At 60.0% G+C, this 24,328-nt stretch carries 23 protein-coding genes and 1 tRNA gene; 14 read left to right on the top strand and 10 right to left on the bottom strand.

All coding sequences use genetic code 11. From position 1 onward, the window contains the following. Positions 1–49: 49 nt before the first annotated feature. From NW843_RS02840 to NW843_RS02875, 8 genes are all read right to left on the bottom strand, one after another. Positions 50–505: a NifX-associated nitrogen fixation protein gene (locus NW843_RS02840; RefSeq protein ID WP_099813098.1), complete on the bottom strand. Its 456-nt coding sequence runs from the start codon at positions 503–505 to the stop codon at positions 50–52. Further along, on the bottom strand, positions 502–918 hold the full coding sequence (gene nifX / locus NW843_RS02845) for a nitrogen fixation protein NifX (protein WP_414373904.1): 417 nt from the start codon (positions 916–918) through the stop codon (positions 502–504). The genes NW843_RS02840 and nifX overlap by 4 nt, the downstream gene beginning before the upstream one ends. A gap of 74 nt (positions 919–992) precedes the next feature. Then, positions 993–2,333: a nitrogenase iron-molybdenum cofactor biosynthesis protein NifN gene (nifN, locus tag NW843_RS02850; protein ID WP_414522059.1), complete on the bottom strand. Its 1,341-nt coding sequence runs from the start codon at positions 2,331–2,333 to the stop codon at positions 993–995. After that, on the bottom strand, positions 2,330–3,724 hold the full coding sequence (gene nifE, locus NW843_RS02855) for a nitrogenase iron-molybdenum cofactor biosynthesis protein NifE (protein WP_414522060.1): 1,395 nt from the start codon (positions 3,722–3,724) through the stop codon (positions 2,330–2,332). Before nifE ends, nifN begins: the two co-directional genes overlap by 4 nt. Next, positions 3,715–4,074 carry a Mo-dependent nitrogenase C-terminal domain-containing protein gene (locus NW843_RS02860; protein ID WP_414522061.1) on the bottom strand — a complete coding sequence of 120 codons (360 nt, stop codon included), beginning with the start codon at positions 4,072–4,074 and terminating at the stop codon, positions 3,715–3,717. Before NW843_RS02860 ends, nifE begins: the two co-directional genes overlap by 10 nt. Positions 4,075–4,077: 3 nt before the next feature. Beyond that, positions 4,078–4,302, bottom strand: coding sequence for a DUF2949 domain-containing protein (locus NW843_RS02865; protein WP_011430659.1), 225 nt, complete (start codon positions 4,300–4,302; stop codon positions 4,078–4,080). A 42-nt stretch (positions 4,303–4,344) separates the two neighbouring features. Further along, positions 4,345–4,890 (bottom strand): ferritin-like domain-containing protein, encoded by a 546-nt coding sequence (locus NW843_RS02870; RefSeq protein WP_414388082.1) that lies wholly within the window; start codon positions 4,888–4,890, stop codon positions 4,345–4,347. A gap of 54 nt (positions 4,891–4,944) precedes the next feature. Then, a complete protein-coding gene (locus tag NW843_RS02875; RefSeq protein ID WP_414388081.1) occupies positions 4,945–5,238 on the bottom strand; it encodes an Asr1405/Asl0597 family protein in 294 nt (97 codons plus the stop codon). Positions 5,239–6,011: 773 nt separating this feature from the next. Between NW843_RS02875 and nifB the strand changes: the two genes are divergently transcribed. The 13 genes from nifB (at position 6,012) to NW843_RS02940 (ending at position 17,905) form a co-directional block, all read left to right on the top strand. Beyond that, a complete protein-coding gene (gene nifB, locus NW843_RS02880; protein WP_414522062.1) occupies positions 6,012–7,448 on the top strand; it encodes a nitrogenase cofactor biosynthesis protein NifB in 1,437 nt (478 codons plus the stop codon). Positions 7,449–7,471: 23 nt separating this feature from the next. Further along, positions 7,472–7,765 carry a ferredoxin III, nif-specific gene (gene fdxB / locus NW843_RS02885; protein ID WP_414332069.1) on the top strand — a complete coding sequence of 98 codons (294 nt, stop codon included), beginning with the start codon at positions 7,472–7,474 and terminating at the stop codon, positions 7,763–7,765. A gap of 39 nt (positions 7,766–7,804) precedes the next feature. After that, the gene (gene nifS / locus NW843_RS02890; RefSeq protein WP_414522063.1) at positions 7,805–9,004 is read left to right on the top strand and encodes a cysteine desulfurase NifS; all 1,200 of its coding nucleotides are present in this window, start codon (positions 7,805–7,807) and stop codon (positions 9,002–9,004) included. Positions 9,005–9,060: 56 nt separating this feature from the next. Beyond that, positions 9,061–9,972, top strand: coding sequence for a Fe-S cluster assembly protein NifU (nifU, locus tag NW843_RS02895; RefSeq protein WP_414522064.1), 912 nt, complete (start codon positions 9,061–9,063; stop codon positions 9,970–9,972). A 277-nt stretch (positions 9,973–10,249) separates the two neighbouring features. Continuing rightward, on the top strand, positions 10,250–11,128 hold the full coding sequence (gene nifH, locus NW843_RS02900) for a nitrogenase iron protein (RefSeq protein WP_011430651.1): 879 nt from the start codon (positions 10,250–10,252) through the stop codon (positions 11,126–11,128). Positions 11,129–11,224: 96 nt separating this feature from the next. After that, positions 11,225–12,688 carry a nitrogenase molybdenum-iron protein alpha chain gene (gene nifD / locus NW843_RS02905; protein ID WP_414332071.1) on the top strand — a complete coding sequence of 488 codons (1,464 nt, stop codon included), beginning with the start codon at positions 11,225–11,227 and terminating at the stop codon, positions 12,686–12,688. Positions 12,689–12,753: 65 nt separating this feature from the next. Next, the gene (gene nifK / locus NW843_RS02910) at positions 12,754–14,289 is read left to right on the top strand and encodes a nitrogenase molybdenum-iron protein subunit beta (RefSeq protein WP_414522065.1); all 1,536 of its coding nucleotides are present in this window, start codon (positions 12,754–12,756) and stop codon (positions 14,287–14,289) included. A 253-nt stretch (positions 14,290–14,542) separates the two neighbouring features. Next, positions 14,543–15,730 carry a homocitrate synthase gene (nifV, locus tag NW843_RS02915; protein WP_414522066.1) on the top strand — a complete coding sequence of 396 codons (1,188 nt, stop codon included), beginning with the start codon at positions 14,543–14,545 and terminating at the stop codon, positions 15,728–15,730. Then, positions 15,720–15,869, top strand: a complete 150-nt coding sequence (locus NW843_RS02920) for a hypothetical protein (protein ID WP_011432085.1) — start codon at positions 15,720–15,722, stop codon at positions 15,867–15,869. The genes nifV and NW843_RS02920 overlap by 11 nt, the downstream gene beginning before the upstream one ends. Beyond that, a complete protein-coding gene (locus tag NW843_RS02925) occupies positions 15,866–16,129 on the top strand; it encodes a nitrogen fixation protein NifZ (RefSeq protein ID WP_011430646.1) in 264 nt (87 codons plus the stop codon). Before NW843_RS02920 ends, NW843_RS02925 begins: the two co-directional genes overlap by 4 nt. Then, the gene (gene nifT, locus NW843_RS02930; RefSeq protein WP_414342032.1) at positions 16,126–16,326 is read left to right on the top strand and encodes a putative nitrogen fixation protein NifT; all 201 of its coding nucleotides are present in this window, start codon (positions 16,126–16,128) and stop codon (positions 16,324–16,326) included. The genes NW843_RS02925 and nifT overlap by 4 nt, the downstream gene beginning before the upstream one ends. A gap of 88 nt (positions 16,327–16,414) precedes the next feature. Beyond that, complete coding sequence (locus NW843_RS02935) at positions 16,415–17,665, top strand: OFA family MFS transporter (RefSeq protein ID WP_414522067.1); 1,251 nt, start codon at positions 16,415–16,417, stop codon at positions 17,663–17,665. A 156-nt stretch (positions 17,666–17,821) separates the two neighbouring features. After that, positions 17,822–17,905: transfer RNA gene (locus NW843_RS02940), tRNA-Leu, on the top strand. On the opposite strand, the gene NW843_RS02945 is transcribed toward NW843_RS02940, so the two are convergent. After that, on the bottom strand, positions 17,906–20,098 hold the full coding sequence (locus tag NW843_RS02945; protein WP_414522068.1) for a glycosyltransferase 61 family protein: 2,193 nt from the start codon (positions 20,096–20,098) through the stop codon (positions 17,906–17,908). A 193-nt stretch (positions 20,099–20,291) separates the two neighbouring features. Between NW843_RS02945 and NW843_RS02950 the strand changes: the two genes are divergently transcribed. Beyond that, the gene (locus NW843_RS02950) at positions 20,292–22,985 is read left to right on the top strand and encodes a phycobilisome rod-core linker polypeptide (RefSeq protein ID WP_414522069.1); all 2,694 of its coding nucleotides are present in this window, start codon (positions 20,292–20,294) and stop codon (positions 22,983–22,985) included. Positions 22,986–23,047: 62 nt separating this feature from the next. Here NW843_RS02950 and ruvB read toward each other — a convergent pair whose 3' ends face one another. Further along, positions 23,048–24,184: a Holliday junction branch migration DNA helicase RuvB gene (gene ruvB, locus NW843_RS02955; protein ID WP_011430641.1), complete on the bottom strand. Its 1,137-nt coding sequence runs from the start codon at positions 24,182–24,184 to the stop codon at positions 23,048–23,050. Positions 24,185–24,328 lie beyond the last annotated feature (144 nt).

Here is a 24,328-nt window from a genome sequence, read left to right on the forward strand (position 1 = left end):
TTGCTGAAGAAAAAGAAGAAAAAATGGCTGCCGGGACGGAGACAAGCGGCTACAGTCGGCCCACCTCAGGGTAGGTTCGGGCCAGTTGGATCCCTTTGTCGATAAGGGCAGTAGCTTTTTCAGTGAGCTGTTCGAGAGACTCGAAACCGAAGCGATGGGCGTCTCGCAGGGTGTTGACCACCAACAACAGCCGCCCCGAGAAGACCAGCACCCAACCAAAGCCTTCGCTGTTGAGATCCAGCACCACCTGAGCCAGGAGGCCCGTCTCCTTTTCGATCAGGGCGGCAATGGCGCGGTAGTAGATGAGGATGCGGCTCCGCACTGCCGGATCCACCTCCCCTTCGAGGGATATCTGGCGTTTTTGGGCTTTGGTGACGACAAAGGGCTTGAGCAGCAACTCATCACTCCAGGCGCGGTAGGTGCCGTAGGGATCCGCCGCCCGCATCTGGCGAACGATCTCTTGCAAGATGGGGCTGGTCGAGGGAGAGAGAGGGGTGACGGTCATGGCTGAGCCTCCACAACTGGAGTTGAGGACTCCGGTCTGCTGACGCGCTCGGCCAAGAGCACTTTGCGCAGCCAGGGGGGAGGATTGTGCAGGGTGGTTACCAGGCGCTGCAACAAGCTCTCGATGGATTCTTCTTCCGACTGCACTTTGATGGGGGTGATGCGGCGGTTGATCAGGCGGGCGGCGGCACTGCTGCCAATGGCAGCCACGTAGATGAGGGTGACATCGGCCAAAGCCTGCAGCTTGGGCACCAGCTTGTCCTCGTTGCCATCTGCCTCCAAGTTGCCCCCAAAGGTGAGGGTCTTACAAAATCGGTAGCCTTCGGGGGTGACTTCGTAGAGGTCGATCTGGTTGGCCCAGCCAAAGTGGGCATTGACGTGCTTGCCGTCGCGGGTTGTAAAGGCCACTTGCATAGGCGTTCTCCTTAGAACCGTGAACTTGAGGGTTTAGGGGAGCTAGGGGGATCTAGCTCGAAGCTCTGGATCCCTTAGAATCCATGCCCAGAAACCTGGGGTGGGCTGGGGTGACGGGCTTCCTCCTGCTCCATCAGCAGGTTGCCGACAGCAAACAGTTGGGATAGGGTGCCGCGATAGCCCACCTGACAGAGGTGGTTGGCCCCCAGCCGGTCGAAGATGGGGATCCCCATCCGATGCACCGGGATCCCCAGCCGCTTGCCCAGGCGCGCCACGTGGGAGTTGCCCACCAGCAGGTCAGCCCCGGGTGCTAGCTCCTCCAGATCCCCCAGATCTCCCACCCGCACTGCCTCAATGGGAAGGGTGGTCAAGTGGGGATCCGGTGTGGGACTGATGGCCGCCTGGATCTGACAGCCCATATCCAGCAGCCAGTCCACCCACCCCCAGAGCAGATCGGCTTCTAGGGCCAAGGCAATCCGCTGGTTGCCGAAGAAAAAGTGGCAATCCAGGAGGGCATCCTGGACTTGGCTGCGCTGGCGGCGGTAGCGAGAGGGCACCGGCTGCTGGCTGTGATCGGCCAAGGTTGCCAAAAAGGGATCCACAGCCTTGAGACCGGTCAGGTGGGGGAAAACCCGATAGGGGGTGCCAAAGCGCTGGGCCAGGATCTGAGCGGCAGGGCGCATGCTCTCGCCGACAGCTATGGTGAGGCCGGAACGCCCGAGCTGGCGCAATTGCTCAAGGGTGGTGCCGCCGTCTGGGGTCGCCCTAAAGCCGGTGCCCAAGTGTCCGTCCAGGGAACCCGCGGGATCCGGCACCAGGATCGGCTCTAGGCCAAAAGCCTCCACCATTTCTTTGATCTCCTGGGCGTCGGCAGGGGTGAGGGCAGGCCCGCACAGCACCGTTACCTGAGCAGGGTGGACGGATCCCGACGGCGATTCCGGCAGGGTGCTGACCAAGCTGTTGACGGCGATGGCATAGCCGTCTTGCAGGGATCCCTTAAAGTCAGGCGTGGAGGCCAAGACGATGGGCAGATCCTGCAATTGCGGCTGGCGCCGGCGCAGCTCTCGCAGGATGCGCGGCATATCGTCGCCGCGGGTTTCCGTGAGGCCGGTAGTGAGGAGGCCGATTAGCTCCGGCTGGGCCTTCTCCACCAAGGTGAGAATGGCAGCTTCGACATTCTCCTCGCCTCCCAAGATGGTGTCCACCTCGGACATGGCAGTGGTGGACATGGGAATGGCCTCGCGGAAATGGCGTACCAGCAGCGCTTTGGCAAAGGCCGTGCAGCCCTGGGAACCGTGGAAGAGGGGCAGACAGCCCTTGATCCCCAGAAAGGCCAGGGCCGCCCCCAGCGGAGCGCTGAGTTTGAGGGGGTTGACGCTGAGGGGCTTGCGTTCTTGGATGAGCTGGGCCATCATCCCACCTCCTCTTCGGCTGGAGTCTCCCAGGGGGCAGGCCGTCGCAACTGCTCCCAGATGGGGCTGTGGAGGGCGGCATCGATCTCCCGCGCCAAGTTCACCAGGCCGCGATAGCCGGCATAGGCATGGTGCCGCTCCTGGTTGATGTCCAGAAAGGGGATGCGGGCCTTGAGGGCGGTGTACTGGTTGCGTCCGCCGGCGATGAGCAAGTCCGCTTTCGTGCGCTCCACCACCTTGAGCAGCTCTTGCGGGCTGCCCTTGTCCAAGAGAATGCCATCCTGGCCAAGCAGCTCGCGGATGCGGGCTTTGTCTTCTTCGGTGCTTTTGCGGGTGCTGGTGGCCGTTACCTGCATCCCCAGATCTCGAGCGGCGGAGATGATCGACCAACTTTTCACCCCGCCGGTATAAAGGACAACTCGTTTGCCCGCCAGCCGCTGCCGGTAGGGGGCCAAAGCCGCCTCGGTGGCGCGAGTTTCCCGCTCGATGAGGGCCTCGGTACGCTCCTGCAGTTCGGGATCCTTCAGCCCTTGGGCAATGGCCCGTAGGCAGTGGTTCATCTCCTGCAGCCCGTAAAAGGAAGCCTCAATGTAGGGGATCCCATAGCGCTCCTGCATCTTGCGGCCCACATTGAGCAGGGCTTTGGCGCAGATGAGGACGTTCAGCTTGGCCCGGTGGGCGGTACAGATCTCGCGGTAGCGGCCATCGCCGGTGATCTTGGCCAAGATGCGGATCCCCAGCTCGTCAAACAGAGGCAAGACATCCCACAGCTCGCCGGCAATGTTGTACTCGCCGATGAGGTTAATGTCGCGGCGGGTGGTGTATTCCGGGGAGGCGGTGCCGATCACATAGTCCAGCAGGGCTTCTCCGGCCAGACGGTTGCCTAGGTTTTTGCTGCCCACAAAGCCGGGCGCATTCACCGGAATGACCGGGATCCCAAGCTGGCGGCTGGCCCGCTGACACACCGCCTCCACATCGTCGCCAATGAGGGCAGTTACACAAGTGAGATAGACAAAAATGGCGGCAGGCTGGTATTTGGCCTGCAAGTCAAGGATGGCCTGGAACAGCTTCTCCTCCCCTCCGAAGATGATCTCGTTCTCGCTCAGATCGGTGGTGAAGCCCACCCGATAAAGCTGGGGGCCAGAAGAGAGGCTGCCCCGCGTCCCCCAAGAGTTGCCGCTGCAGGCGATTGGCCCATGTACTAGATGGGCGGCATCGGCGATCGGCACCAGGGCAATCGAGGCCCCGTCAAAGGCACAGCCTCCCTGCGCTCCTCCGGGCTTGGCCTGCTCGGCACAGACCTTGTTTTTGCCTTTGCCGTCTTTCTTGTGGTTGTGCTCGCAGGCGGTCTCGTTGAGCAGCTCCGCCACTTTGGTTCGGCTGATCATGGGCATGATGGGATCTCCTGAGAAGAGGGGGGCTGGGGTTGAGCCGCAGCTTCGGCCAGATAAGCCGCCGCCCGTAGCCGCAGGGCGATGATCTCCTCGTAGAGGGGGTTGATGCGACAGAGGGCCGGAATGTGGATGGTGCGGGATCCCAGCCGAATATCCCGCTCAAAGGGGCAGGAAGCCGGGATCAAACGGCAAATCCAACGCGCCTGCCGGGATCCCCGAATTTCAATGCTGTTGAGCCAGCGGCGTGGCCACTTCAGGGCGGATCTGAAAATTGAGTTCAAAACCAGGCCGAGCCATCCCAAAGGGTTGCCGACTCTGGGAAAGGGAAGAGAAGGGTAGGGATAAGTCATGGCTTAAACCTCCGAATGGGTAGAATTGGTAACAAGAGGAGGGGGAGCACACCATTCAAAAATCTGCTCCAGTTGCTCCAAGGAAATCAGCCCGTAATGCCAAAGAATCATGGGCAAAGGGCCCTGTTCACACCCATGCCGTTTCAGGGCGAAGGTGAGGGCGGATTCCGGGATCCCAAGCTCAACTTGCAAAAACTGCAGCAGCGGCGCCCGATCGGGGGTAAGCATGGCAGAGTCTCCCAAAACGAGGGGTAGGCGTAGATGGGCAAGCTAGGATGGGGACAAGCCCAAAACCAAGCTGTCGGCAGCCAGAAAGTGGGCCAGGTGAAAGGCCCGTTCTTCCGTCCGCAGCAAAATCTGCTCGTAGAGGTGACGGGTGGCGCGATCCCCAACACTTTCCGCCAGAGCCGCCTGGCGACGCAGCAGATCGATTAGGCTTTGCTCGGCCCGCAAATCCGCTTCCAGCATGGGCCGCACGGCCAATGCATCGTCCCCTTCCGGGCTGAAGCAGCACAGCTCCGCCAGCTTGGCAAAGCTGGAGGCCGGGATCCCACCCAGGCCGTTCAGGCGCTCCCCCACCTCATGGGCGTGGTTCTGAACTTCCTGTAGACTTTCGTTGAAAAATTGGTGAATTGAGTAGAACTCTGCTCCTTCCACAACCAGATGGTGCTTCAGATACTGCAAATACAGCCCCTGAAGACTGGCCCAAACTAGGTTGAGGCCCTCGCAGATGGGAACCGTGATCTCACGTCCCAGATGAACGGGGTTGTCTCGGACTTGTTGGAAGGAGTGAGTCGAGGGGGATGGAGTGGTCATTGGCGCTACCAAAACGAGGTGAACAGGAGAAGCAAGGAGGCAAACGGCAGAGGTTCAGGGGTGGTCATCCCCTCCTGCAGATCTCTCAGGGGGATCCCAGGTTTGGAGAGACCAGCAGCGATCCAACCAACTCAGCCAGCCAGAGCGGTTGAGGGTGAAAAGGCGGAGCACACTGTGGACGAGGAGGGCTTCGGTGGGGGTGCGAATCACCACCCACAGTTGGCCGGTCGGGGTACAGCCACAGGTCAAATCCAGCTCCTGCAGACGGTAGAGAATCCGCCAGCGATCGCAACGGGGCACCTGCAGCACTTCAGCCGTTTTCGGTGGGGGAGAAACAAGGGGGGACATAAGCTCACCGGTTGGGAAGCAGGGGGCGAGTCTCAACAGAGGGGCAGAACCGTTGGGTTTCTGTTCCCCCGCTTATATCCCCCGCTTATAGCAAGCGGCTGCAGGGGCTTAGGCTTGGCAGCGGGCGATCAGGATTGATTGAGTTATTGCCGATGTACTCAAACCCTGGAAGCTTGGCCCAGAGGGCAAAAAAAGTTTTTCTGAGGGCAGGGGGTTGAGTCTTTTGCCCGCAGGGATCCGGTATTTTTGGGGAAGGGTATGGGTATTTGAGCGAGTACATCCCCCCTGTCACAACAAGAAAGTCCGACGGCCTGCCGCCGCAATAGTCTTCACTTCCTTGGCGAGGACTTTGCCCCAGGGGGATCTTTCCTCAAACTCAAACGGCTATTTTCAATACACTTTTGGGCTGATACGATATTAAATCGTAGCAATTGATGCAAAACGCAGCCGAGGCTGCGGCGCTTGAGTGCATCTGAGCAGATTTTTAGTATTTCTTAAGCATTGCCCCAAGCCCTTGTCGAATCAGGGATTCCGGGGATCCTCCCCACAGCCGGATCCCCCGCCCCTTTGGGTCAAAATACGGCATCCCCGGCCTTGAAAAACCAGACCCTTGACCCCTAAAAAAAGTTGGATTTGGCCTGCCATCAGGCTTTGCAGGTCTTGAGTACAAAGCCAATAAACTCGATCAGTTCTACCGGGCTGAGTGCAACGGAGCGGGCAGAGGGCGGTTGATATAACCGCCAGTAACGTTCTATCCCCTGGTTGACCCCACTATGCCGCCCCTTTCAACTCCGCCCCGCCAGGGATCCCCTTCCCCATCGGCCTGCGCTTGCAGCAGCAGCCCCCGCCAGGCTCTCCCCCCTCATCTGCAGCAACGCATCGCCACCCATCCCTGCTACAGCGAAGCAGCTCACCATCACTACGCCCGCATGCACGTGGCGGTAGCCCCCGCCTGCAACATCCAGTGCAACTACTGCAACCGCAAGTTCGACTGTGCCAATGAGAGCCGGCCCGGTGTGGTCAGCGAGCTGCTTACCCCGGCGGAAGCCGCCCACAAAGTGCTGGTGATTGCCGGCAAGATCCCGCAACTGACGGTGGTGGGCATTGCTGGGCCTGGGGATCCCTTGGCCAACCCCAAGCAAACCTTCGAGACCTTTGCCCGCATTGCCGAGAAAGCTCCGGATCTCAAGCTCTGCCTTTCCACCAACGGCCTGATGTTGCCGGACTACATCGACGAGATCAAACGGCTGAACATTGACCACGTCACCCTGACCATCAACATGGTGGATCCGGAGATCGGAGCCAGGATCTACCCCTGGATCCGCTGGCGACGCAAGCGCATTCGAGGGGTGGAGGCAGCCCGCATCCTGCACGAACGGCAGATGGAAAGCCTGGATCTGCTGCGGGAGGCAGACATCCTCTGCAAAGTCAACTCCGTTCTCATTCCCGGCATCAACGACACCCACCTCTTGGAAGTGAACCGGGTGATCCAGGAGAAAGGGGCTTTCTTGCACAACATCATGCCCCTGATCTCGGCGCCTGAACACGGCACCTACTTCGGCCTTATCGGCCAGCGGGGCCCCACCCCTCAGGAGTTGAAAGCCCTGCAAGATCGGTGCTCCGGCAACATGCGGATGATGCGCCACTGTCGCCAGTGTCGGGCGGACGCGGTGGGCCTGCTGGGGGAAGACCGCAGCCAAGAGTTTACCAAGGAGCGCTTTATGCAGATGACCCCCGAATACGACCCCGAAAAACGCCGCCAGGTCCAGGCAAGCATTGCCCAACTGCAAGCTCAGCAGCAGGCAGCCCCGACCCACTGGACAGCCGACCTGCCTCCCGACAGCCCCTCCATCCTGGTGGCCGTAGCCAGCAAAGGCGGCGGCCTGGTCAATCGCCACTTCGGCCATGCACGGGAGTTTTTGATCTACGAGGTCAACGCCCGTGGGGCGCAGTTTGTCGGCCACCGCAAGGTTCCGCAGTACTGCCACGGGGGATCCGGGGAGGACAACAACCTAGAGCAAATTCTGGATCTCATCAGGGATTGCCGAGCCGTGCTGGTCTCCAAGATCGGCGATTGCCCCATGAAGCGTATTCGCGAGGCCGGCATCGAAGTGGTGGAAGACTACGACCTCATCGAAACGGTGGCCCTCAAGTTTTACCGCACCTGGTTGGTCAACCAGACCTTGGACAGCAAATCTCCCCGATCCTAAAAATCTCGCTTTGGAGCTTGGCTATGGCTACTGTAACTGCTCTCACCAAAGGCGGACTGCCCTGGATCCCACAGTTTATCGAAAGCCTGGATATCACCCGCTGCCTCGGCTGTAGCCGTTGCCTCAAGGTCTGTGGCCGGGGTGTGTTCGCCCTCAGAGCCCTCAACGAAGACGGCGAGTTTGTCGACAACGAAGAGGAAGAAGAAAGTGAGCGCAAAGTGATGACCATCCTCAATGCCGCCCTCTGCATCGGCTGTCAGGCTTGCGCTCGCATTTGCCCAAAGCAGTGCCATTCCCACGCTCCGCAAGCCGTTTAACGTTGCCCAACCCCTACCTTGTATCGATTCGGAGCCTGTATGAACCCCGTGATCTACCTGGACAACAACGCCACCACCGCCGTGGATCCCCTGGTTCTGGAGGCGATGCTGCCCTATTTGCAGACCTTCTACGGCAACCCCTCCTCGATGCACAGTTTTGGCGGCCAGGTGGGGCGTGCCCTCAACCAAGCCCGCGAACAGGTGGCAGCCCTTCTGGGAGCCGACCCGACGGAGATCGTCTTCACCAGTGGCGGCACCGAAGGCAACACCACGGCCATTTATGCAGCCTTGGCAGCCCAACCCCAGAAGCGCCACATCATCACCACGCAGGTAGAGCACGCCTCGGTGCTCAACGTCTGCAAGCACCTGGAAAAACAAGGCTACCGCGTCACCTACCTCTCGGTGGATGAGCAAGGCTGCCTGGACTTGCTGGAGCTGGAGGCAGCCCTGACCGGCGATACTGCCCTGGTGAGCTGCATGGCCGCCAACAACGAGACGGGCGTGCTTTTCCCCATCGAGGCGGTGGGATCCCTGGCTCGCAGCTATGGGGCTGTTGTCCATGTGGACGCAGTACAGGCGGTGGGCAAGATCCCTCTCGATCTGCAGCGCCTGCCGGTGGATCTCCTCACCCTTTCCGGGCACAAGCTGCATGCCCCCAAGGGGATCGGCGCTCTCTATGTGCGGCGGGGCTTGCGCTTCCGTCCGTTGCTGCTGGGAGGGCATCAGGAGCGAGGCCGCCGCGCCGGGACGGAAAATGTGCCGGGCATCATCGCCCTGGGCAAGGCAGCGGAGCTGGCCCAAGCCCACCTGGGGGATCCCCATGAGCGGCTGCTGCGGGATCGCTTGGAGCAGGGCTTGCTACAGCGGATCCCGGATGTCCAGGTTAACGGCCACCCCACTCAGCGGCTGCCCAACACCACCAACTTGGGCTTCAAGTTCGTGGAAGGGGAAGCGATCCTCTTCTGGCTGAACAAATACGGCATCTGCGCCTCCTCCGGCTCCGCCTGCACTTCCGGATCCCTGGAGCCCTCCCATGTGCTGCGGTCCATGGGCCTGCCCTACACCGTTTTGCACGGCTCAATCCGCTTCAGCCTCTCCCGCTTTACCCAGCCGGCAGAGGTGGAGCGGGTGCTGGAGGTTTTGCCGGGGATCATTGAGCATTTGCGGGCCATCTCCCCCTTCAGCCACGAGGCGGAAGACTGGCTGCAACAGCAGGAACGGGAACTGGCTCGCCGCTGACCCCCCTCAAACTCATCTTCCCTCGACCGTTCGCATCCTCAACTCAGGATCCAGCCATGTGGGACTACAGCGAAAAAGTTTTGGAACTCTTCTACCACCCCAAAAACCAAGGGGCGATGGATCCCAGCTCCGAGCCCGGTGTTCGGGTGGTGGTGGGAGAAGTGGGCAGCATCACCTGTGGCGATGCCCTGCGGCTCTACTTAAAGGTGGACGAGGCCAGCGAGCGCATCTTGGCTGCCAGCTTCCAAACCTTCGGCTGCACCAGCGCCATTGCCTCTTCCTCGGCCCTGACGGAGCTGATCACCGGCCTCACTCTGGATGAAGCCCTGCGGATCGACAACCGCCAAATCGCTGACTACCTAGGCGGCCTGCCCCCCGCCAAGATGCACTGCTCGGTGATGGGGCAAGAGGCTCTGGAGGCAGCCATCTACAGCTATCGCGGCCTTCCTCTGCCTGACCACACGGATGATGACAGCGCTTTGGTCTGCTCCTGCTTTGGCGTCAGCGAGCAAAAGATCCGCCGCTTGATCCGGGAAAACCACCTCACCTCCGCTGAGGAAGTAACAGCCTACAGCAAAGCGGGTGGTGGCTGTGGTTCCTGCCTGGCCCAGATTGAAGACCTGATTGCCGCTGTTCTGGCCGAGACTGACGCAACCCCTTCAGAAGATTCAAGAAATTCAAAAGGGAACTCCCAAAACCAGACAGAGCCCTCTCCCGCTGCTCCCTCTCCCCTCACCACCTTGCAAAAGATCGCCCGCATTCAGGCCGTCCTAGACGAGGAAGTTCGCCCGCTGCTGTTGGCCGATGGCGGCGATGTGGAGCTTTACGACCTGGAAGGGGATCAGGTGTGGGTGCGCCTCAAGGGATCCTGCACCACCTGCCCCAGCCAGCAAAACACGCTGCGGTTGCTCATCGAAACCCGCCTGCAAGAACAGGTGTGGCCCACCTTAACCGTGCATGCCCTCTAGTTCCCCATTCTCGATAAGCCTGAGAGCCCTATGATCTGCCCCACTGTTACTCCCCGTCGCTTCCCCCATCTCCTGCCTCGATTCGGGAGAGCCCCACCGTTCAACCGGTTTGCTTTTGGATTCCAAGGGATCCAAGGCTGCCTTCCCGCGAGCTGAAATCCTTTGCAGTAAGGATCCCGTCTCGCTAATGCGACCAGTTGCGCCCATTGGCAAGAGATTTCTAACCCTTAAGTCGCCCTCAAGTTTTTCCTCAAGTCTTCATTAGGAGAACTGAACCATGAGACAAATTGCATTCTACGGCAAAGGCGGTATCGGCAAATCCACCACCTGTCAGAATACCGTTGCCGGTATGGCCGAATTGGGACAGCGGATCATGATCGTCGGCTGCGACCCGAAAGCCGATTCCACCCGCCTCATGTTGCACTGCAAAGCCCAGACCACCGTCCTTCACCTGGCGGCTGAGCGGGGATCCGTAGAAGACGTGGAGCTGGAAGAGGTGGTGCTCACCGGCTACCGAGGGGTGCGCTGCGTGGAATCCGGTGGCCCCGAGCCTGGTGTTGGCTGTGCCGGACGAGGCATCATCACCGCCATCAATTTCTTGGAAGAAAACGGAGCCTACGAGGATCTGGACTTTGTCTGCTACGACGTGCTGGGGGACGTGGTCTGCGGCGGTTTTGCCATGCCCATCCGGGAGGGCAAGGCCCAAGAGATCTACATTGTTTGCTCCGGCGAAATGATGGCCATGTATGCGGCCAACAACATCGCCCGCGGCGTGCTGAAATACGCCTACTCTGGCGGCGTGCGCTTGGGTGGCTTGATCTGCAACAGCCGCAAAGTGGATCGCGAGATCGAGCTGATCGAAGCTCTGGCCGAAAAGCTGAACACCAAAATGCTGCATTTCATCCCCCGCGACAATGTGGTTCAGCACGCAGAATTGCGCCGCATGACGGTGATCGAGTACTCCCCCGACTGCAACCAAGCTGACGAGTATCGGGCCTTGGCCAAAAAAATCATCAACAACACGGATCTGAGGATCCCCACCCCCATCTCTATGGATGAGCTGGAACAGTTGTTGATAGAGTTCGGCGTTTTGGACGACGACCAGAAAATCGCCCACCTCATCGGCAAAACCGAAAAAGAGTTGGCCCCAGTGTGAACTTAAAGATGGGCTGGGGGTGGATCCCTTCCTCCCTCGGCCCTCGGTTCCCCCTAGTTTCTTTCTCAAAAAAATCCAGTAGATGAGGCTCTTCCCATGACTACTCCAAAAAGCGCCCTCAAAGAGGAAAACCGAAAAGTTATTGCAGAAGTTCTGGAAACCTATCCGGAAAAGGCCAAGCAAAAGCGAGCCAAACACCTCAACGTCTACGACAAGGGCAAAACGGATTGCGGAGTAAAGTCCAACATCAAGTCGATCCCCGGCGTCATGACCACTCGCGGCTGTGCCTATGCCGGTTCCAAGGGGGTGGTGTGGGGGCCGGTCAAAGACATGATCCACCTCAGCCATGGCCCCGTGGGCTGCGGCTACTACTCCTGGTCGGGACGGCGCAATTACTACGTGGGAATCACCGGGGTGAACACCTTCGGCACCATGCAGTTCACCTCTGATTTCCAGGAGCGGGATGTGGTGTTTGGGGGGGACAAAAAACTGGCCAAACTCTTGGTAGAAGCCAGCGAACTCTTCCCCCTGGCCAAAGGCATTACCATCCAATCCGAATGCCCCGTTGGCCTAATTGGGGATGACATCGAGGCAGTGGCCAAGAGAGTTTCCAAAGAAATTGGCAAGCCGGTGGTACCGGTGCGCTGCGAAGGCTTTCGGGGGGTCTCCCAGTCCCTGGGCCACCACATCGCCAACGATACGGTGCGGGACTGGGTTTTGCCCATTGCTGACAAGAAAGCGAAGGAGGGATCCCTCAACTTTGAGCCCGGCCCCTACGATGTGGCCCTGATTGGGGACTACAACATCGGCGGCGACGCTTGGTCTTCCCGGATTTTGCTGGAGGAGATGGGCCTGCGGGTAGTGACCCAGTTTTCCGGCGATGGCACCTGGAACGAGATGCTGCTTGCCCCTCGGGTGAAGCTGAATCTCATCCACTGCTACCGCTCCATGAACTACATCTGCCGCCACATGGAGGAAGCCTACGGGATCCCCTGGCTGGAGTTCAATTTCTTTGGCCCTACCCAAATTGCCAAGTCGCTGCGGGCCATCGCCCAGCGGTTCGACGAGACCATTCAGGCCAAGGCGGAGCAGGTGATCGCCAAGTACAAGCCCCAGAGCGAGGCCATCATTGCCAAGTACCGTCCCCGCCTGGAGGGCAAGCGGGTGATGCTGATGGTGGGCGGACTGCGGCCCCGCCACGTCATCCCGGCCTTCCGGGAGCTGGGCATGGAGGTGATTGCCACCGGCTACGAATTCGGCCACGGCGACGACTACAAGCGCACCACCCAGTACATCGACGACGGCACCCTCATCTACGATGACGTGTCCGGCTACGAGTTTGAAGAATTTGCCAAGAGGTTGAAGCCAGATCTCATCGCCTCCGGCATCAAGGAGAAGTACGTCTTTCAAAAGATGGCTTTGCCCTTCCGCCAGATGCACTCTTGGGACTACTCCGGCCCCTACCACGGCTACGACGGCTTTGCCGTGTTCGCTCGCGATATGGATTTGGCTTTGAATAGCCCCACCTGGGATCTGGTCAAAGCCCCCTGGAAGTCTTAGCTTGCCGCCGGGATCCCAGACGCCAACGGCCCTTCCTTCCCCTGCCCCTCATTAGGAGACCGACCATGCCGCAAGATATCCAAGACATCAAAGATCACGCCCGCCTGTTTCAAGATCCGGAATATCAGGCGCTTCTGCAGTGCAAGCAAACCTTTGAAGATCTCCCTTCCCCGGAAGAAGTGGCCCGGGTGGCCGAATGGACAAAATCTTGGGAATACCGGGAGAAGAACTTTCAACGGGAGGCCCTGACGGTAAACCCCGCCAAAGCCTGCCAACCCTTGGGGGCCATCTTCGCCGCTGTCGGCTTCGAGGGAACTTTGCCCTTCGTCCATGGATCCCAGGGGTGCGTGGCCTATTTTCGCACCCATCTCACCCGCCACTTTAAGGAGCCATTTTCGGCGGTCTCCACCTCGATGACGGAAGATGCGGCGGTGTTTGGCGGCCTCAAAAACCTGATCGAGGGACTGGAAAACGCTTACACCCTCTACAAACCCAAGATGATCGCCGTGTGCACCACCTGCATGGCAGAGGTGATCGGGGATGACCTGGGGGCCTTCATCACCACGGCCAGAAATGAGGGAGTGATTTCCCACAACTTCCCGGTGCCCTATGCCCACACGCCAAGCTTTGTGGGATCCCACATCACCGGCTACGACAACATGCTCAAGAGCATTCTCAGCACCCTCACCGAGCCGGTGGGCCGCACGGGTAGCAATGGCCACATCAACGTCATCCCCGGTTTCGATACCTACATGGGCAACTTGCGGGAGATCAAGCGCATCTTCGGCTTATTTGGGATCCCGCTGACCCTGCTGGCGGACAACTCCGACTATTTGGATTCGCCCAACGACGGCACTTTCCACATGTATCCCGGAGGAACCCCTTTGGAGGCGGCTGCCCAATGCCTCAACGCCGAGGCTACTTTTTCCTTCCAGCGCTACACCACGCCCAAGACCCTGGAGTTTCTAGCAGAGGCCTCGGGTCGGCCCACCCTGACGGCGCGGCCAGTGGGTATTCGGGGCACGGATGAGTTTTTGATGCAGCTATCCCAGTTAACGGGCAAGCCCATTCCCGCCGAGCTGGAGATCGAACGGGGCCGGGCGGTGGATGCTTTCACGGACTCCCAAGCCTGGATCCACGGCAAGCGGGTAGCCCTGTATGGGGATCCGGATCTGGTGATGGGCTTGCTCAGCCTGTTGCTGGAGCTGGGAGCGGAGCCGATCCATGTGGTGGTGACCAACAGCAACGAGGAGTTCGAAGCCGAGGCGCGGGCACTGCTGGCCTCCAGTCCCTATGGACAGGGGGCAACCGTCTGGGGGGGCAAGGATCTCTGGCATCTGCGCTCTCTGATGTTCACCGAGCCGGTGGATCTGCTGATCGGCAATTCCTACGGCAAATACCTGTGGCGGGATACGGGCACACCTTTGGTGCGCATCGGCTACCCCATCTTCGACCGCCACCACCTGCACCGCTACCCCACCTATGGCTATGTGGGGGCGCTCAACCTCCTTAACTGGATTGTCAACACCATTCTGGATGAGGCAGATCGGCGCAGCATCATCCCCGGCAAAACCGACATCTCCTTCGACTTAATTCGTTGATGGCCAGAGCAGCGGGATCCCAAAGGCCGGACTTTGTCGGACTTTGTCAAGGATCCCCTGCTCCAAAGACTCCACCCCGCTAAGAGGAACAGCCAAGCCTTACAGGAATCTGATGAATTCTGCGGCAACTTGGTTGAGCTTTCTACCCTGGACATGATTGCCCTGACGCAACCGGGGTCCCGCTAGCGGTGCGGAGCACCATCGACGGTTACCGATTGCCTAGGCGGGCCGTAGGTCTTGGAGGATGGATCCCATGAATTCCTCTATCACCATCAACGACACCACCCTACGCGATGGGGAGCAAGCGGCAGGGGTAGCCTTCCAAATCCCCGAGAAAATCTCCATTGCTGCCCTCTTGGATGCCATTGGCGTACCCGAAATTGAGGTGGGGATCCCGGCCATGGGCGCCGTGGAAACGGAAGCCATTCGCGCCATGCTCAGCCTGGGGCTGCGGGCCCACCTGCTGGGGTGGAACCGGGCTGTGCCCAGCGATATCCTCGCCTCTATTCGTTGCGGCCTCAAGCGGATCCACATCTCCGTGCCGGTCTCGGATCGGCAAATGGCCGCTAAGTTCCAAGGGGATCGCCCTCGGCTGCTGCGACAGTTGCGCCAATGCGTGGAGATGGCCTTGGAGCAAGGGCTGTGGGTCTCGGTGGGGGCAGAAGATGCCAGCCGCACCCCCCTGGAGCAGGTGATCGAGTTGGCCCAAATGGCCCAAAGCTGGGGCTGTCGGCGCTTCCGCTACTGCGATACGGTGGGCGTTTTGGATCCTTTTAGCACCTACAAGCAGATTCGCCGTCTGGTGCGGGCCATCGATATCCCTGTGGAGATGCATACCCACAACGACCTGGGCATGGCCACTGCCAATGCCTTAGCCGGGATCCGCGCCGGCGCTCAGTCGGTGAACACCACCGTCAACGGCCTGGGGGAACGGGCCGGCAATGCCCCCCTGGAAGAGGTGGTGATGGCTTTGCGCTACACCTTGGGGATCGATGTTGGGGTGGATACCCGCCGTTTGCGGGAGCTGTCTCAACAGGTGGCGCGGGCCAGCGGTGCTCCCCTACCTCCCTGGAAGGCCATCGTCGGTGACAACGCCTTTGCCCACGAGTCGGGCATTCACGCTGCAGGGGTGCTACGGGATCCCCAGACCTATGAGCCTTTCCCACCAGAAGCCGTGGGCGGCCAGCGGCGGCTGGTGTTGGGCAAACACTCCGGCCGGCATTTGCTGCTGCAAATCCTCAAGGAACAGGGGATCCCTGTCGAGCAGATCCCGCCTGGCCAGCTGGAAAAGCTCCTGGAACAGGTGCGGCAGCACGTCACCCACTGCAAGCATCCGATCCCACCGGCGGAACTGGCCCGTTATTGCCGCGCAACGCTGACGCAATGGGCGCAACACACTCCAGAACCCATCCCAGAGGAGAGCCATCCCGATGTTGTCTAACCGCTTGTCCGGAAAGGAAACTTCCAAATCTCAGGCCATTTTGGCAGCCGTGTCTCGACGGGCGCGCCAAGTAGGCCGCAGCCTAACCCGCCAAGAGCTTTGTCAGGTGCTGGCAGAAATCACAGGAGGTACCCCATGAGCGACGAACTGGAGCTGGATCGCCCTCCCCAATTTGAGCTGGGCGACAAAGTCCGCATCCGTAAGGTCATCCGCAACGATGGCACCTTCTTCGGCCAGCCGGTGGGGAAAATCTTGGCCGTTCCGGGCGACGAAGGTTACGTGATTTCCATTGGCACCTTTCTACAACGGTTTTACGTCTATGCCGTCCACTGCTTGGCCAAAGGCTTGGTGGTGGGGTGCCGTGCCCAAGAGTTGGAACTTGTGGAGAAAGGGCTATGAAAGTCATCCTGCACGAAAGTGCCTACGGGCATTTGATGGTCTACGTTCCCAAAAAAGATCTGGAAGAATCGGTTGTGGCCACCCGTTCAGAGGCCGGGGAAACCATTTTTACTTTGAGCAACGGTTGGGAATTGTCCATCCCGGAGCTGCCGGAGCCTTTGTCTCTGCCCAGGACGGTAGAGGCCAAACGCCTCTAGCCAACGGTTGGCTAAAAATTCTGTTGGCCTATCCCCGAAAGGGCTGAGAGAATGGGTTGAACTCAGCTCCAACAAGCTCTAGATACCCATGAAAAGGGTTGGATTCCCCGTTACTTTGTATGGACAACCGGCCCATATGGGGAGATGGCTTTTTATCCTCCTGGGGCTCCTGGTTCTTCTTTGCCTGGGAACCGTCTATTCCTGGAGCATTTTCCGCAAGCCTCTGGAAACAGAGCTGGGGATCGGGGCCAGTGAGAGCCTGCTGCCCTACACGGTTGCCCTCGTGTTCTACGCTACCCTCATGCCCATCACAGGGTTTGTCATCCCCCGCTGGGGATCCCGCCGAGTACTGGCTCTGGGGGGCAGCTTGGTGGGCCTGGGCTATGGGCTGGCCAGCTTCGCCCCCTCCATTGGGTGGATTGCCCTCTGCTATGGAGTCATTGCCGGCAGCGGTGTGGGAATAGCCTATGGAGTGCCAATGGCCGTGGCAGCCCGTTGGTTCCCGGATCGCAAGGGATTGGCCGTGGGATCCACCATTGTCGGCTTTGGCCTATCTCCCCTGCTCACTGCTCCCCTGGCCAACTGCTTGATCGAGGCACTGGGGGCTCGGCCTACGCTGCTGATTTTGGGGATCCTCTTCGCGGCAGTGATCCTGGGGATCGCAACCCAACTGAGATTTCCTCCTCCCGATTGGATCCCTTCCTCACCTTTTCCAAGAAAATCCACGAATGGCCCAGATCGCTCTCCGTTGACTTCTCGGCGCTCTCTCCCTCTGCTGAGAAACCCCTCCTTCTATGGCCTGTGGATCTGCTACGCCATCGGCACCCTGGTTGGTTTAAGCGCCATTGGGATTTCTGGTCCTGTGGGGGAAGAGCTGATCGGCCTGGATCCCCCTGCGGCTGCCAACAGCGTGGCTCTCTTCGCCATTTTCAACGGGCTCAGCCGTCCTCTGTTTGGCTGGTTGGCCGATCGCTTACATCCCCATCAGGTCACTACGGGCTCCTATGGGCTGATCCTGCTGGCCTGTGGGCTAATGCTCCTGCCTCCTCAGGGATCCCTTCTGGCCTACTGGGTAACTTTTTCCTTGCTTTGGTTTTGCCTGGGGGGGTGGCTGGCCATGGCTCCCGCCCTGACCCTGCGCTTGTTTGATCCCGAACGCTACGCCCAGAACTACGGCATTGTGTTTACCGCCTATGGAGTTGGGGCCTTGGTGGGAACGATGATCGCGGGGCAAATTCGCGATAGGCTGGGCAGCTATAGCTATACCTTTTATGGGATGGCCGCCTTGGCGGTGGTGGGGATCTGGGTGGCCAACGTTTTTTTGAAAGAGAAGTTGTAGGAGCTTCAAGCCAGCGGGCACAGCAGGGATCCCATCAGCAGGGGCAGCAATCCCCTACTTCATACCCTCCACTGCAGGGCTGGGTGAACCAACTTAAAGACTTGCCCCCCCAAGGCGAGCAGTTTGGTAGAGTAGTACGGCTATTGCCGACAGATTGGGATCGTGGCGGAATGGTAGACGCTACGGACTTAAAATCCGTTGTTCCTCAAGAACGTGAGGGTTCGAGTCCCTCCGATCCCATCATCCCTTGATCCCTGTCTGTTCCAGCACATTCAGCAAGTCCGGGATCCGAACCCAGGCATCTTCTCGATCCAAATCGGGGCTGGAAAGAAGAGCCACCAAAGCCGGATCGCAAACAGGCGCCACCAAGGGGAAATACCTTAACCCTGCCACCTGAGCAATACTCCAAAAATAGGGAAGCACTGCATTGCTGGGCAAGATCTCGATGACGGTGGTGCCGGGTTGACAAAAGGCGAGGTTGGTCAGGCCCGCCCCGTGGATCCCGATCACCGCCTCTGCCCCTTGCATTAGGGCTATTTGCTCTTGAAGAGAAAGGGTTTCCATTTGCACCGGTGCAAATCCCCAAGGGTGCAAACAGGCTAGCACCTCCGCTTCGTTGATCACCCGCCGCCAGCGGGCAGACCGACGGCTGATGTAAATCCGCCGCGGTTGTAAGGGGTCAATGGAGAAACTCGGCTGGGCCAGTTGCCGCAGCACCTCCAATCCCCTAGGGGTCAAGCACCCCACCGGAGCGCCTGCTGAGGGCACGATCAGGTTTTGGGCTTGCAGATGGGATCCCCCCAACTGCTCAAAGCTGAGGATGCGCTCGGCTGGGATCCCCAAAGCAGCCAAGCTCTGCACCTGAAAGGGCTTTCTTTGATACCCGTGGATCAAGATGGGGATGTCCTTTTCCAGGGCGCCCGACCGCTGCAGGATATCGAGGGCCGGCAGAATATCCACCATCCAGTGAAAGTAATTAACTGCCCCCAAGGGCAAAAGGGCAACGGGGCCATCCAGTGGGATCGGTGGGGGGAGATGGGGCAAGCCCAGCAGGGGGTGGTGTCGCAGGTGATCTGGCCTGTAGTCCCAGTCGAGGAACTCCGGCGGCGGCAAGCTCAGGGATAGATCGGCGAGCAATTCTCCCCGGCGGGTGAGCACCCCGCTGGCAAAGCTGGCGTAGAGGTGGCGGGGATAGTGGCCCACGTGGACGGATCCTCCCGGAATCTGAGCCACAAAGGTCTCTGCCAAGGGGATGCGCTGCGGGCGCAACTTTTGCAAAATGTCGGGATCAGCGGCAGGGGGCGCTTTCAGACAGAGAACCCCCCCTGGATCCAGGGGTTGGTAGTCCCCTTCGCCCGTGGCCTGATGCCACTGTCGGGTGGTGAGGTAGCCTTGGGTTGGCACCGGCCAGAAGTCGGTTGTAGGGGGGGTGTTCTGGGAAAAAGAGTCCGCTTGAAGGGCAACGCCTTCTGGAGCCCAACGCTGCCGCCAAGCCGAATACAGGAAATCGGGGATCCTCGCAGATCCCTCTCCCCTGCATGCCTGCTCCAGTCCAGATCGCAGAGGGCTTTCTCTGCCACTGCCCTCGCACCACGCCTGCACCCAATTCCGTTCCGCTGCCACCGCTCGGCAAACCTTCTCCCAAGCGGCCTCAGGGTGATCCAGCCGCACTTCCGCTTCCGCCCAGTAGCTGTAGAGCTGCGCCGTCCCGGTGCCCCGCGCCTCAGCCGCCTGGAAACACCCCACAGCCTGAACTGGATCCTGCAGATCCAGCCACGCCAAGCCCATCTGTACCCAGGGATCCCCCCACTCAGGGCGCAGCCGCGCAGCCTCCTGCAGAGGGAAAATCGCCTCTCGCAAACGGCCCAGCTTCATCAGGGCCAAGCCCCAGCGCCAAAAACTCTCTGCCGCCGTCGGATCCTGCTGGCAAGCCCGCTCAAACCACTCCGCTGCCGAGCTCCACAGCCGGCTCCGCTCTTGGGTCAGGCCAATGCGGTGGGCAGCCAAAGCCTGGCCAGAAGACAGCTCCAGCTGTCCATCCCCCAACTCCAGAAGCTGCCGATACAGAGCTGCTGCCTGCGGCCAATGGCCCTTCTCCCACAGGCTTTCCGCCAAAGCCTGCAAGCTCCTCAGCAGGTGGTAGACGGCCTCGGATTCGGCCACCCCCCCCGCTTGCAGCATCGCCAAGCCCTCTTGCCACACCAGCTGCGCCTCCAGTTCCCGACCCAGCAGGAGATAGGCGGCTCCCAGCTCCCAATACAGCTCTGGAGAGGGGGATCCCTGCTCGAGCTGTTGCTGTAAAACCTGGGTAACGCGTTCGTAATGTCCCTGCTCCCAATCCTCAAGGAGAAAAGCGGAAGACAACAGATGGGAGGGTAGAGCTGGGTTGAGAGCCATGTCTTTGTGGATGAGAAACAGTGTTACAAACTGCAACAACCTCCCCACTCTGGGCCCGTGCCCCTAGTATTCTAGGCTTGGCTTCCCCCTCAGGGATCGGGCATCGATCCTTCTCAGCTCAGAGAGGGATGCTCCTCCAGTCGTGGGTCAGCCTCTTCACCCCCTTCGATGGCACTGTCCTCGGCCTTTGTCGGCAGTTTTTTCGATCAAAACGGAGTTTAAAAGATCGATGGGTATCAACGTATCCGCTGGCGCAGTCGTTTCCAACCCCCGTCTCTACCAAACCGTGCCTGTATCGACCATCTCCCAGGCGGAACAGCAGGATCGCTATCTGGGACGCACCGAGCTGGATCGCCTCGAGGACTTTTTCTCCAGCGGCCTGAAACGGCTAGAGATTGCCGAGGTCATTGCGGCCAATTCGGAAATCATCGTCAGCCGGGCAGCCAACCGCATCTTCACAGGGGGCTCGCCCATGGCCTATCTGGAGCGGCCAGAAGCGACCCAAGACGAGAAAGAAGCCTTCAAGCTGGGTACTGCCTTCTACGTGGAATCCACCGGCGGATTCATTGAGGCCATCCGCAACATCTTTAGCGCCAGCGGTGTGGAGATTCCCCCCAATTTCCGCCCCATCAACATCTCCCGCTACGGAGCTGCCAACATGCGCAAATCGCTGCGGGATCTGAGCTGGTTTTTGCGCTACGTTACCTACGCCCTGGTGGCCGGGGATCCCAGTATCATCGCCGTCAACACCCGCGGCCTGCGGGAGATCATCGAAAACGCCTGCTCCGCCGAGGCCACCATTGTCGCCATTCAAGAGATGAAGCGGGCAGCGGCTGGCTACTTCCGCAAAGATGCCGAAGCGGTTGCCATCATCAACCAATACTTCGATGTTTTGCTGAGCGAGTTCATCGCTCCCGCCCCTTCCGACAAGCTGCGGCAGCGCAATGCCAGCACCGCCGACGGGATCCCTCTGCAAGGGCTGCAGCTACCCCAGATCTACAACTTGGCTGCCGAAAAAGTTCCCGTTTTTGCCATGAAGCCGGGGCTGTCCAACGCCGAGAAAGAAGAAGTCATCAAGGCCGCCTATCGACAGGTGTTTGAGCGGGATATCCGCCGCGCCTACGGCCTCAAGCTTTCCGACCTGGAGTCGAAGGTGAAAAACGGCGAGATCTCCATGAAGGAGTTCATTCGCCGCCTGGGCAAATCGGAGCTGTATCGCAAGCAGTTCTACGAGCCTTACATCAACAGCCGCGTCGTGGAGCTGGCCTTCCGCCACTTCCTGGGGCGGGCTCCCGAAACCCGCGAGGAAGTGCAGACCTACTTCTCCATCATCTCCAGCAAGGGTCTGGCCGGCCTGGTGGACGCCCTGGTGGATAGCCGCGAGTACGGAGACTACTTCGGCGAAGAGACGGTACCCTACCTGCGCAAGCTGGGGATAGAAGCCCAAACCAGCGCCAACTGGGGAGCCAAGTTCGACCTCTACAACTACGCTGCCCCGCGCCGCAAGGTGCCCCAGTTCATTACCCTCTTTGCCCGCTACAACCGGCCTCTGCCGGATCAGCATGCCTATGGCTCCGGCAACGACCCGCTGGAGATCCAATTTGGGGCCATCTTCCCCAAGGAAACCCGTTCCCTCAGCGCCCGCCCCGCCCCCTTCAACAAGGATGTCAAGCGCATCCTCATCCGGCGCGGCTTTGCCCTCACCAACGCCCGCACCAATCCCAAGGCAGTGGGGGATCCCGGCAGCCTTGGCCCGAAGGTTTTCAAGCTCACCCAGACTCCGGGAGATCGCAGCCGACGGCTGGGGGTGCGGGCCGGCATTGTCGGCAGCGAGGGATCCACCCAGGCGGTGATCCGCGCCTGCTACCAGCAGGTGTACGGTTACATGCCCTACGAAGGCCAACGGCTAACCCGTTGGGAGATCAAGCTGGAGTCGGGGGAAATTCCTGTCAAAGAGTTTATTCGCCAACTGGCCAAGTCGGATCTCTTCCGCAACAAGTACTGGTCCAGCTTGTATGTCTGCAAAGCCATCGAGTTTATCCACCGCAAGCTGCTGGGCCGACCCACCTACGGGCGCCAGGAGATGAACCGCCTATTTGACATCGCCTCCAAGCAAGGGTTCTACGCCGTCGTGGACGCCATCCTCGACAGCGAGGAGTACCAGCAGGTCTTCGGGGAAGATATCGTGCCCTATGAGCGCTACCTCACCCCCGGCGGTCTGGCGTTGCGGCGGATGCGCCCCGGCTCCACCGACATGGCAGTGACCAAGCCCATTCGCACCGACGACGACATCCCTCTCTTTGTCAAGTTGGGTCAGCCTCGGGATATGCCTTCCGGCGAGCTGGAAATCCAGCGGCGGGCCCAGCAGGGGGTGCCCAAGGTACGCCAAGAGATCCCTGTCTTCAAGCTCACCAGCCTGGCCAACAAAGCGGAAGTCAACAACCTCATCCGCGCCGCCTACCGGCAGGTCTTCGAGCGGGATATGGACATCTACAACATCAGCGCCGAGCTCAGCTCTGCCGAGTCCAAGCTGCGCAACGGCGAGATCACCGTCAAGGAGTTCATCGAGGCCCTGGGGTGTTCCGAGCTGTACCGCTCCGAGTTCTATGCCCCCTATCCCAACACCAAGGTGATCGAGCTGGGCACCAAGCACTTCCTGGGCCGTGCGCCTCTCAACCAGCAGGAGATCCGCAAGTACAACCAGATCTTGGCCACCCAGGGGGTGAAAGCCTTTGTGCGCGCCCTGCTGAACACCCAGGAGTATCGGGATCTCTTCGGCGAGGACACGGTGCCCTATCGCCGCTTCCCCACCTTGCCGGCGGCCAACTTCCCCAACACGCAGGAGCTGTACGGTCGCCTTACCAAGCAAAACCGCGAGCTGGTGGTGCCCAGCTTCAGCCCTGTGGGCAATGACCGCAGCTAGATGGGGCTCTCAACTGCTCTCTTTCTTGTGAGAGAGGGGTCGGGGGTGAGGGGAGAGACGAGTTAGCTCCACAAAGGCAGGGGGGATTGGGCTTCATAGCCCAAATGCCGTAGCGCAGCGGGAGTGACCACTCGACCCCGGGGCGTGCGCTGCAGGTAGCCGATCTGCAGCAGATAAGGCTCATACACTTCTTCAATGGTTTGGGGATCCTCACCCGTCACCGCGGCCATCGTCTCCAAGCCCACTGGCCCTCCACCGAACTGCTCCACCAGCACCGTCAGCAGCTTGCGATCGATCCAATCCAAACCCATGGGATCCACCTGGAACAGCTCCAGAGCGGCTGCTGCCACTTCTTGGCTAATGTGGCCATCCCCTCGCACCTGGGCGTAATCTCGCACCCGCTTGAACAGGCGGTTGGCAATGCGGGGCGTGCCCCGAGAACGGCGGGCGATCTCTGCAGCCCCTTCTGGATCGGTGGAGACATTTAAGAGGCGAGCCGTGCGCAGCACGATCTGCACCAGCTCGTGAGGCTCGTAAAAGCGCAGCCGTTGCACGTGGCCAAAGCGATCCCGCAGCGGAGAAGTGAGGGCGCCAATGCGGGTTGTGGCCCCGATGAGGGTAAAGCGTTCCAAGGGCAGAGAGGTGATGCGAGCAGAGCGACCTTTGCCAATGGTGATATCAAGACGAAAATCCTCCATCGCCGGATAGAGCAATTCTTCTGTAACCTTGGGCAGGCGGTGGATCTCGTCAATAAACAACACATCCCCCCGCTTCAAGCGCACCAAATACCCGGCAATGTCGCGGGGGCTCTCCAAAGCCGGCGCGGTGGTCATGTAGAACTGGGATCCCATTTCTGCCGCCAGCACTGCTGCCACCGTGGTTTTGCCTAGACCAGGCGGGCCGTAGAACAGCAGGTGATCCAGAGGCTCTTGGCGAGCGCGGGCCGCCGCAATGGCAATGGAGAGCACTTCTTTAAGTTCCGTCTGGCCAATATATTCCGCCAGGGTGCGCGGGCGCAGGGATTCTTCCTGGGCTTCGCCAGGGTGGGCTTGCGGCTGCAACAGGGCAGAGGGATCCGCTCCCCTTTCCCCAGCAAAGCTCAACTCTCTGCCTTCTTTTCTCCAGGCTGAAGACTTTTGCTGCCGCCGCTTGGGGCCCTCAGCGTTCTGGCCTGTATCCCGAGAAGAAATGATTGCCATATCCCTAAGTCACAGAGGCAATGGCCCCAATTTAACTCTAGAAAAGCTCTGGGAAAGATCACCCCAGCAAAGAGAACAAAAAAATCCCCCAGACCAAGCCGGGGGATCCACCAATGCTGTTGAAGCGTCAGGTCAGGCCATCAG

This window comes from Synechococcus sp. R5-12 (assembly GCF_047502655.1).
Taxonomy (GTDB): domain Bacteria; phylum Cyanobacteriota; class Cyanobacteriia; order Thermostichales; family Thermostichaceae; genus Thermostichus.

Bases quoted from the DNA above. Each gene is read 5' to 3' on its own strand.
- NW843_RS02840 (WP_099813098.1), bottom strand. From the start codon at position 505: ATGACCGTCACCCCTCTCTCTCCCTCGACCAGCCCCATCTTGCAAGAG.
- nifX (WP_414373904.1), bottom strand. From the start codon at position 918: ATGCAAGTGGCCTTTACAACCCGCGACGGCAAGCACGTCAATGCCCAC.
- nifN (WP_414522059.1), bottom strand. From the start codon at position 2,333: ATGATGGCCCAGCTCATCCAAGAACGCAAGCCCCTCAGCGTCAACCCC.
- nifE (WP_414522060.1), bottom strand. From the start codon at position 3,724: ATGCCCATGATCAGCCGAACCAAAGTGGCGGAGCTGCTCAACGAGACC.
- NW843_RS02860 (WP_414522061.1), bottom strand. From the start codon at position 4,074: ATGACTTATCCCTACCCTTCTCTTCCCTTTCCCAGAGTCGGCAACCCT.
- NW843_RS02865 (WP_011430659.1), bottom strand. From the start codon at position 4,302: ATGCTTACCCCCGATCGGGCGCCGCTGCTGCAGTTTTTGCAAGTTGAG.
- NW843_RS02870 (WP_414388082.1), bottom strand. From the start codon at position 4,890: ATGACCACTCCATCCCCCTCGACTCACTCCTTCCAACAAGTCCGAGAC.
- NW843_RS02875 (WP_414388081.1), bottom strand. From the start codon at position 5,238: ATGTCCCCCCTTGTTTCTCCCCCACCGAAAACGGCTGAAGTGCTGCAG.
- nifB (WP_414522062.1), top strand. From the start codon at position 6,012: ATGCCGCCCCTTTCAACTCCGCCCCGCCAGGGATCCCCTTCCCCATCG.
- fdxB (WP_414332069.1), top strand. From the start codon at position 7,472: ATGGCTACTGTAACTGCTCTCACCAAAGGCGGACTGCCCTGGATCCCA.
- nifS (WP_414522063.1), top strand. From the start codon at position 7,805: ATGAACCCCGTGATCTACCTGGACAACAACGCCACCACCGCCGTGGAT.
- nifU (WP_414522064.1), top strand. From the start codon at position 9,061: ATGTGGGACTACAGCGAAAAAGTTTTGGAACTCTTCTACCACCCCAAA.
- nifH (WP_011430651.1), top strand. From the start codon at position 10,250: ATGAGACAAATTGCATTCTACGGCAAAGGCGGTATCGGCAAATCCACC.
- nifD (WP_414332071.1), top strand. From the start codon at position 11,225: ATGACTACTCCAAAAAGCGCCCTCAAAGAGGAAAACCGAAAAGTTATT.
- nifK (WP_414522065.1), top strand. From the start codon at position 12,754: ATGCCGCAAGATATCCAAGACATCAAAGATCACGCCCGCCTGTTTCAA.
- nifV (WP_414522066.1), top strand. From the start codon at position 14,543: ATGAATTCCTCTATCACCATCAACGACACCACCCTACGCGATGGGGAG.
- NW843_RS02920 (WP_011432085.1), top strand. From the start codon at position 15,720: ATGTTGTCTAACCGCTTGTCCGGAAAGGAAACTTCCAAATCTCAGGCC.
- NW843_RS02925 (WP_011430646.1), top strand. From the start codon at position 15,866: ATGAGCGACGAACTGGAGCTGGATCGCCCTCCCCAATTTGAGCTGGGC.
- nifT (WP_414342032.1), top strand. From the start codon at position 16,126: ATGAAAGTCATCCTGCACGAAAGTGCCTACGGGCATTTGATGGTCTAC.
- NW843_RS02935 (WP_414522067.1), top strand. From the start codon at position 16,415: ATGAAAAGGGTTGGATTCCCCGTTACTTTGTATGGACAACCGGCCCAT.
- NW843_RS02950 (WP_414522069.1), top strand. From the start codon at position 20,292: ATGGGTATCAACGTATCCGCTGGCGCAGTCGTTTCCAACCCCCGTCTC.
- ruvB (WP_011430641.1), bottom strand. From the start codon at position 24,184: ATGGCAATCATTTCTTCTCGGGATACAGGCCAGAACGCTGAGGGCCCC.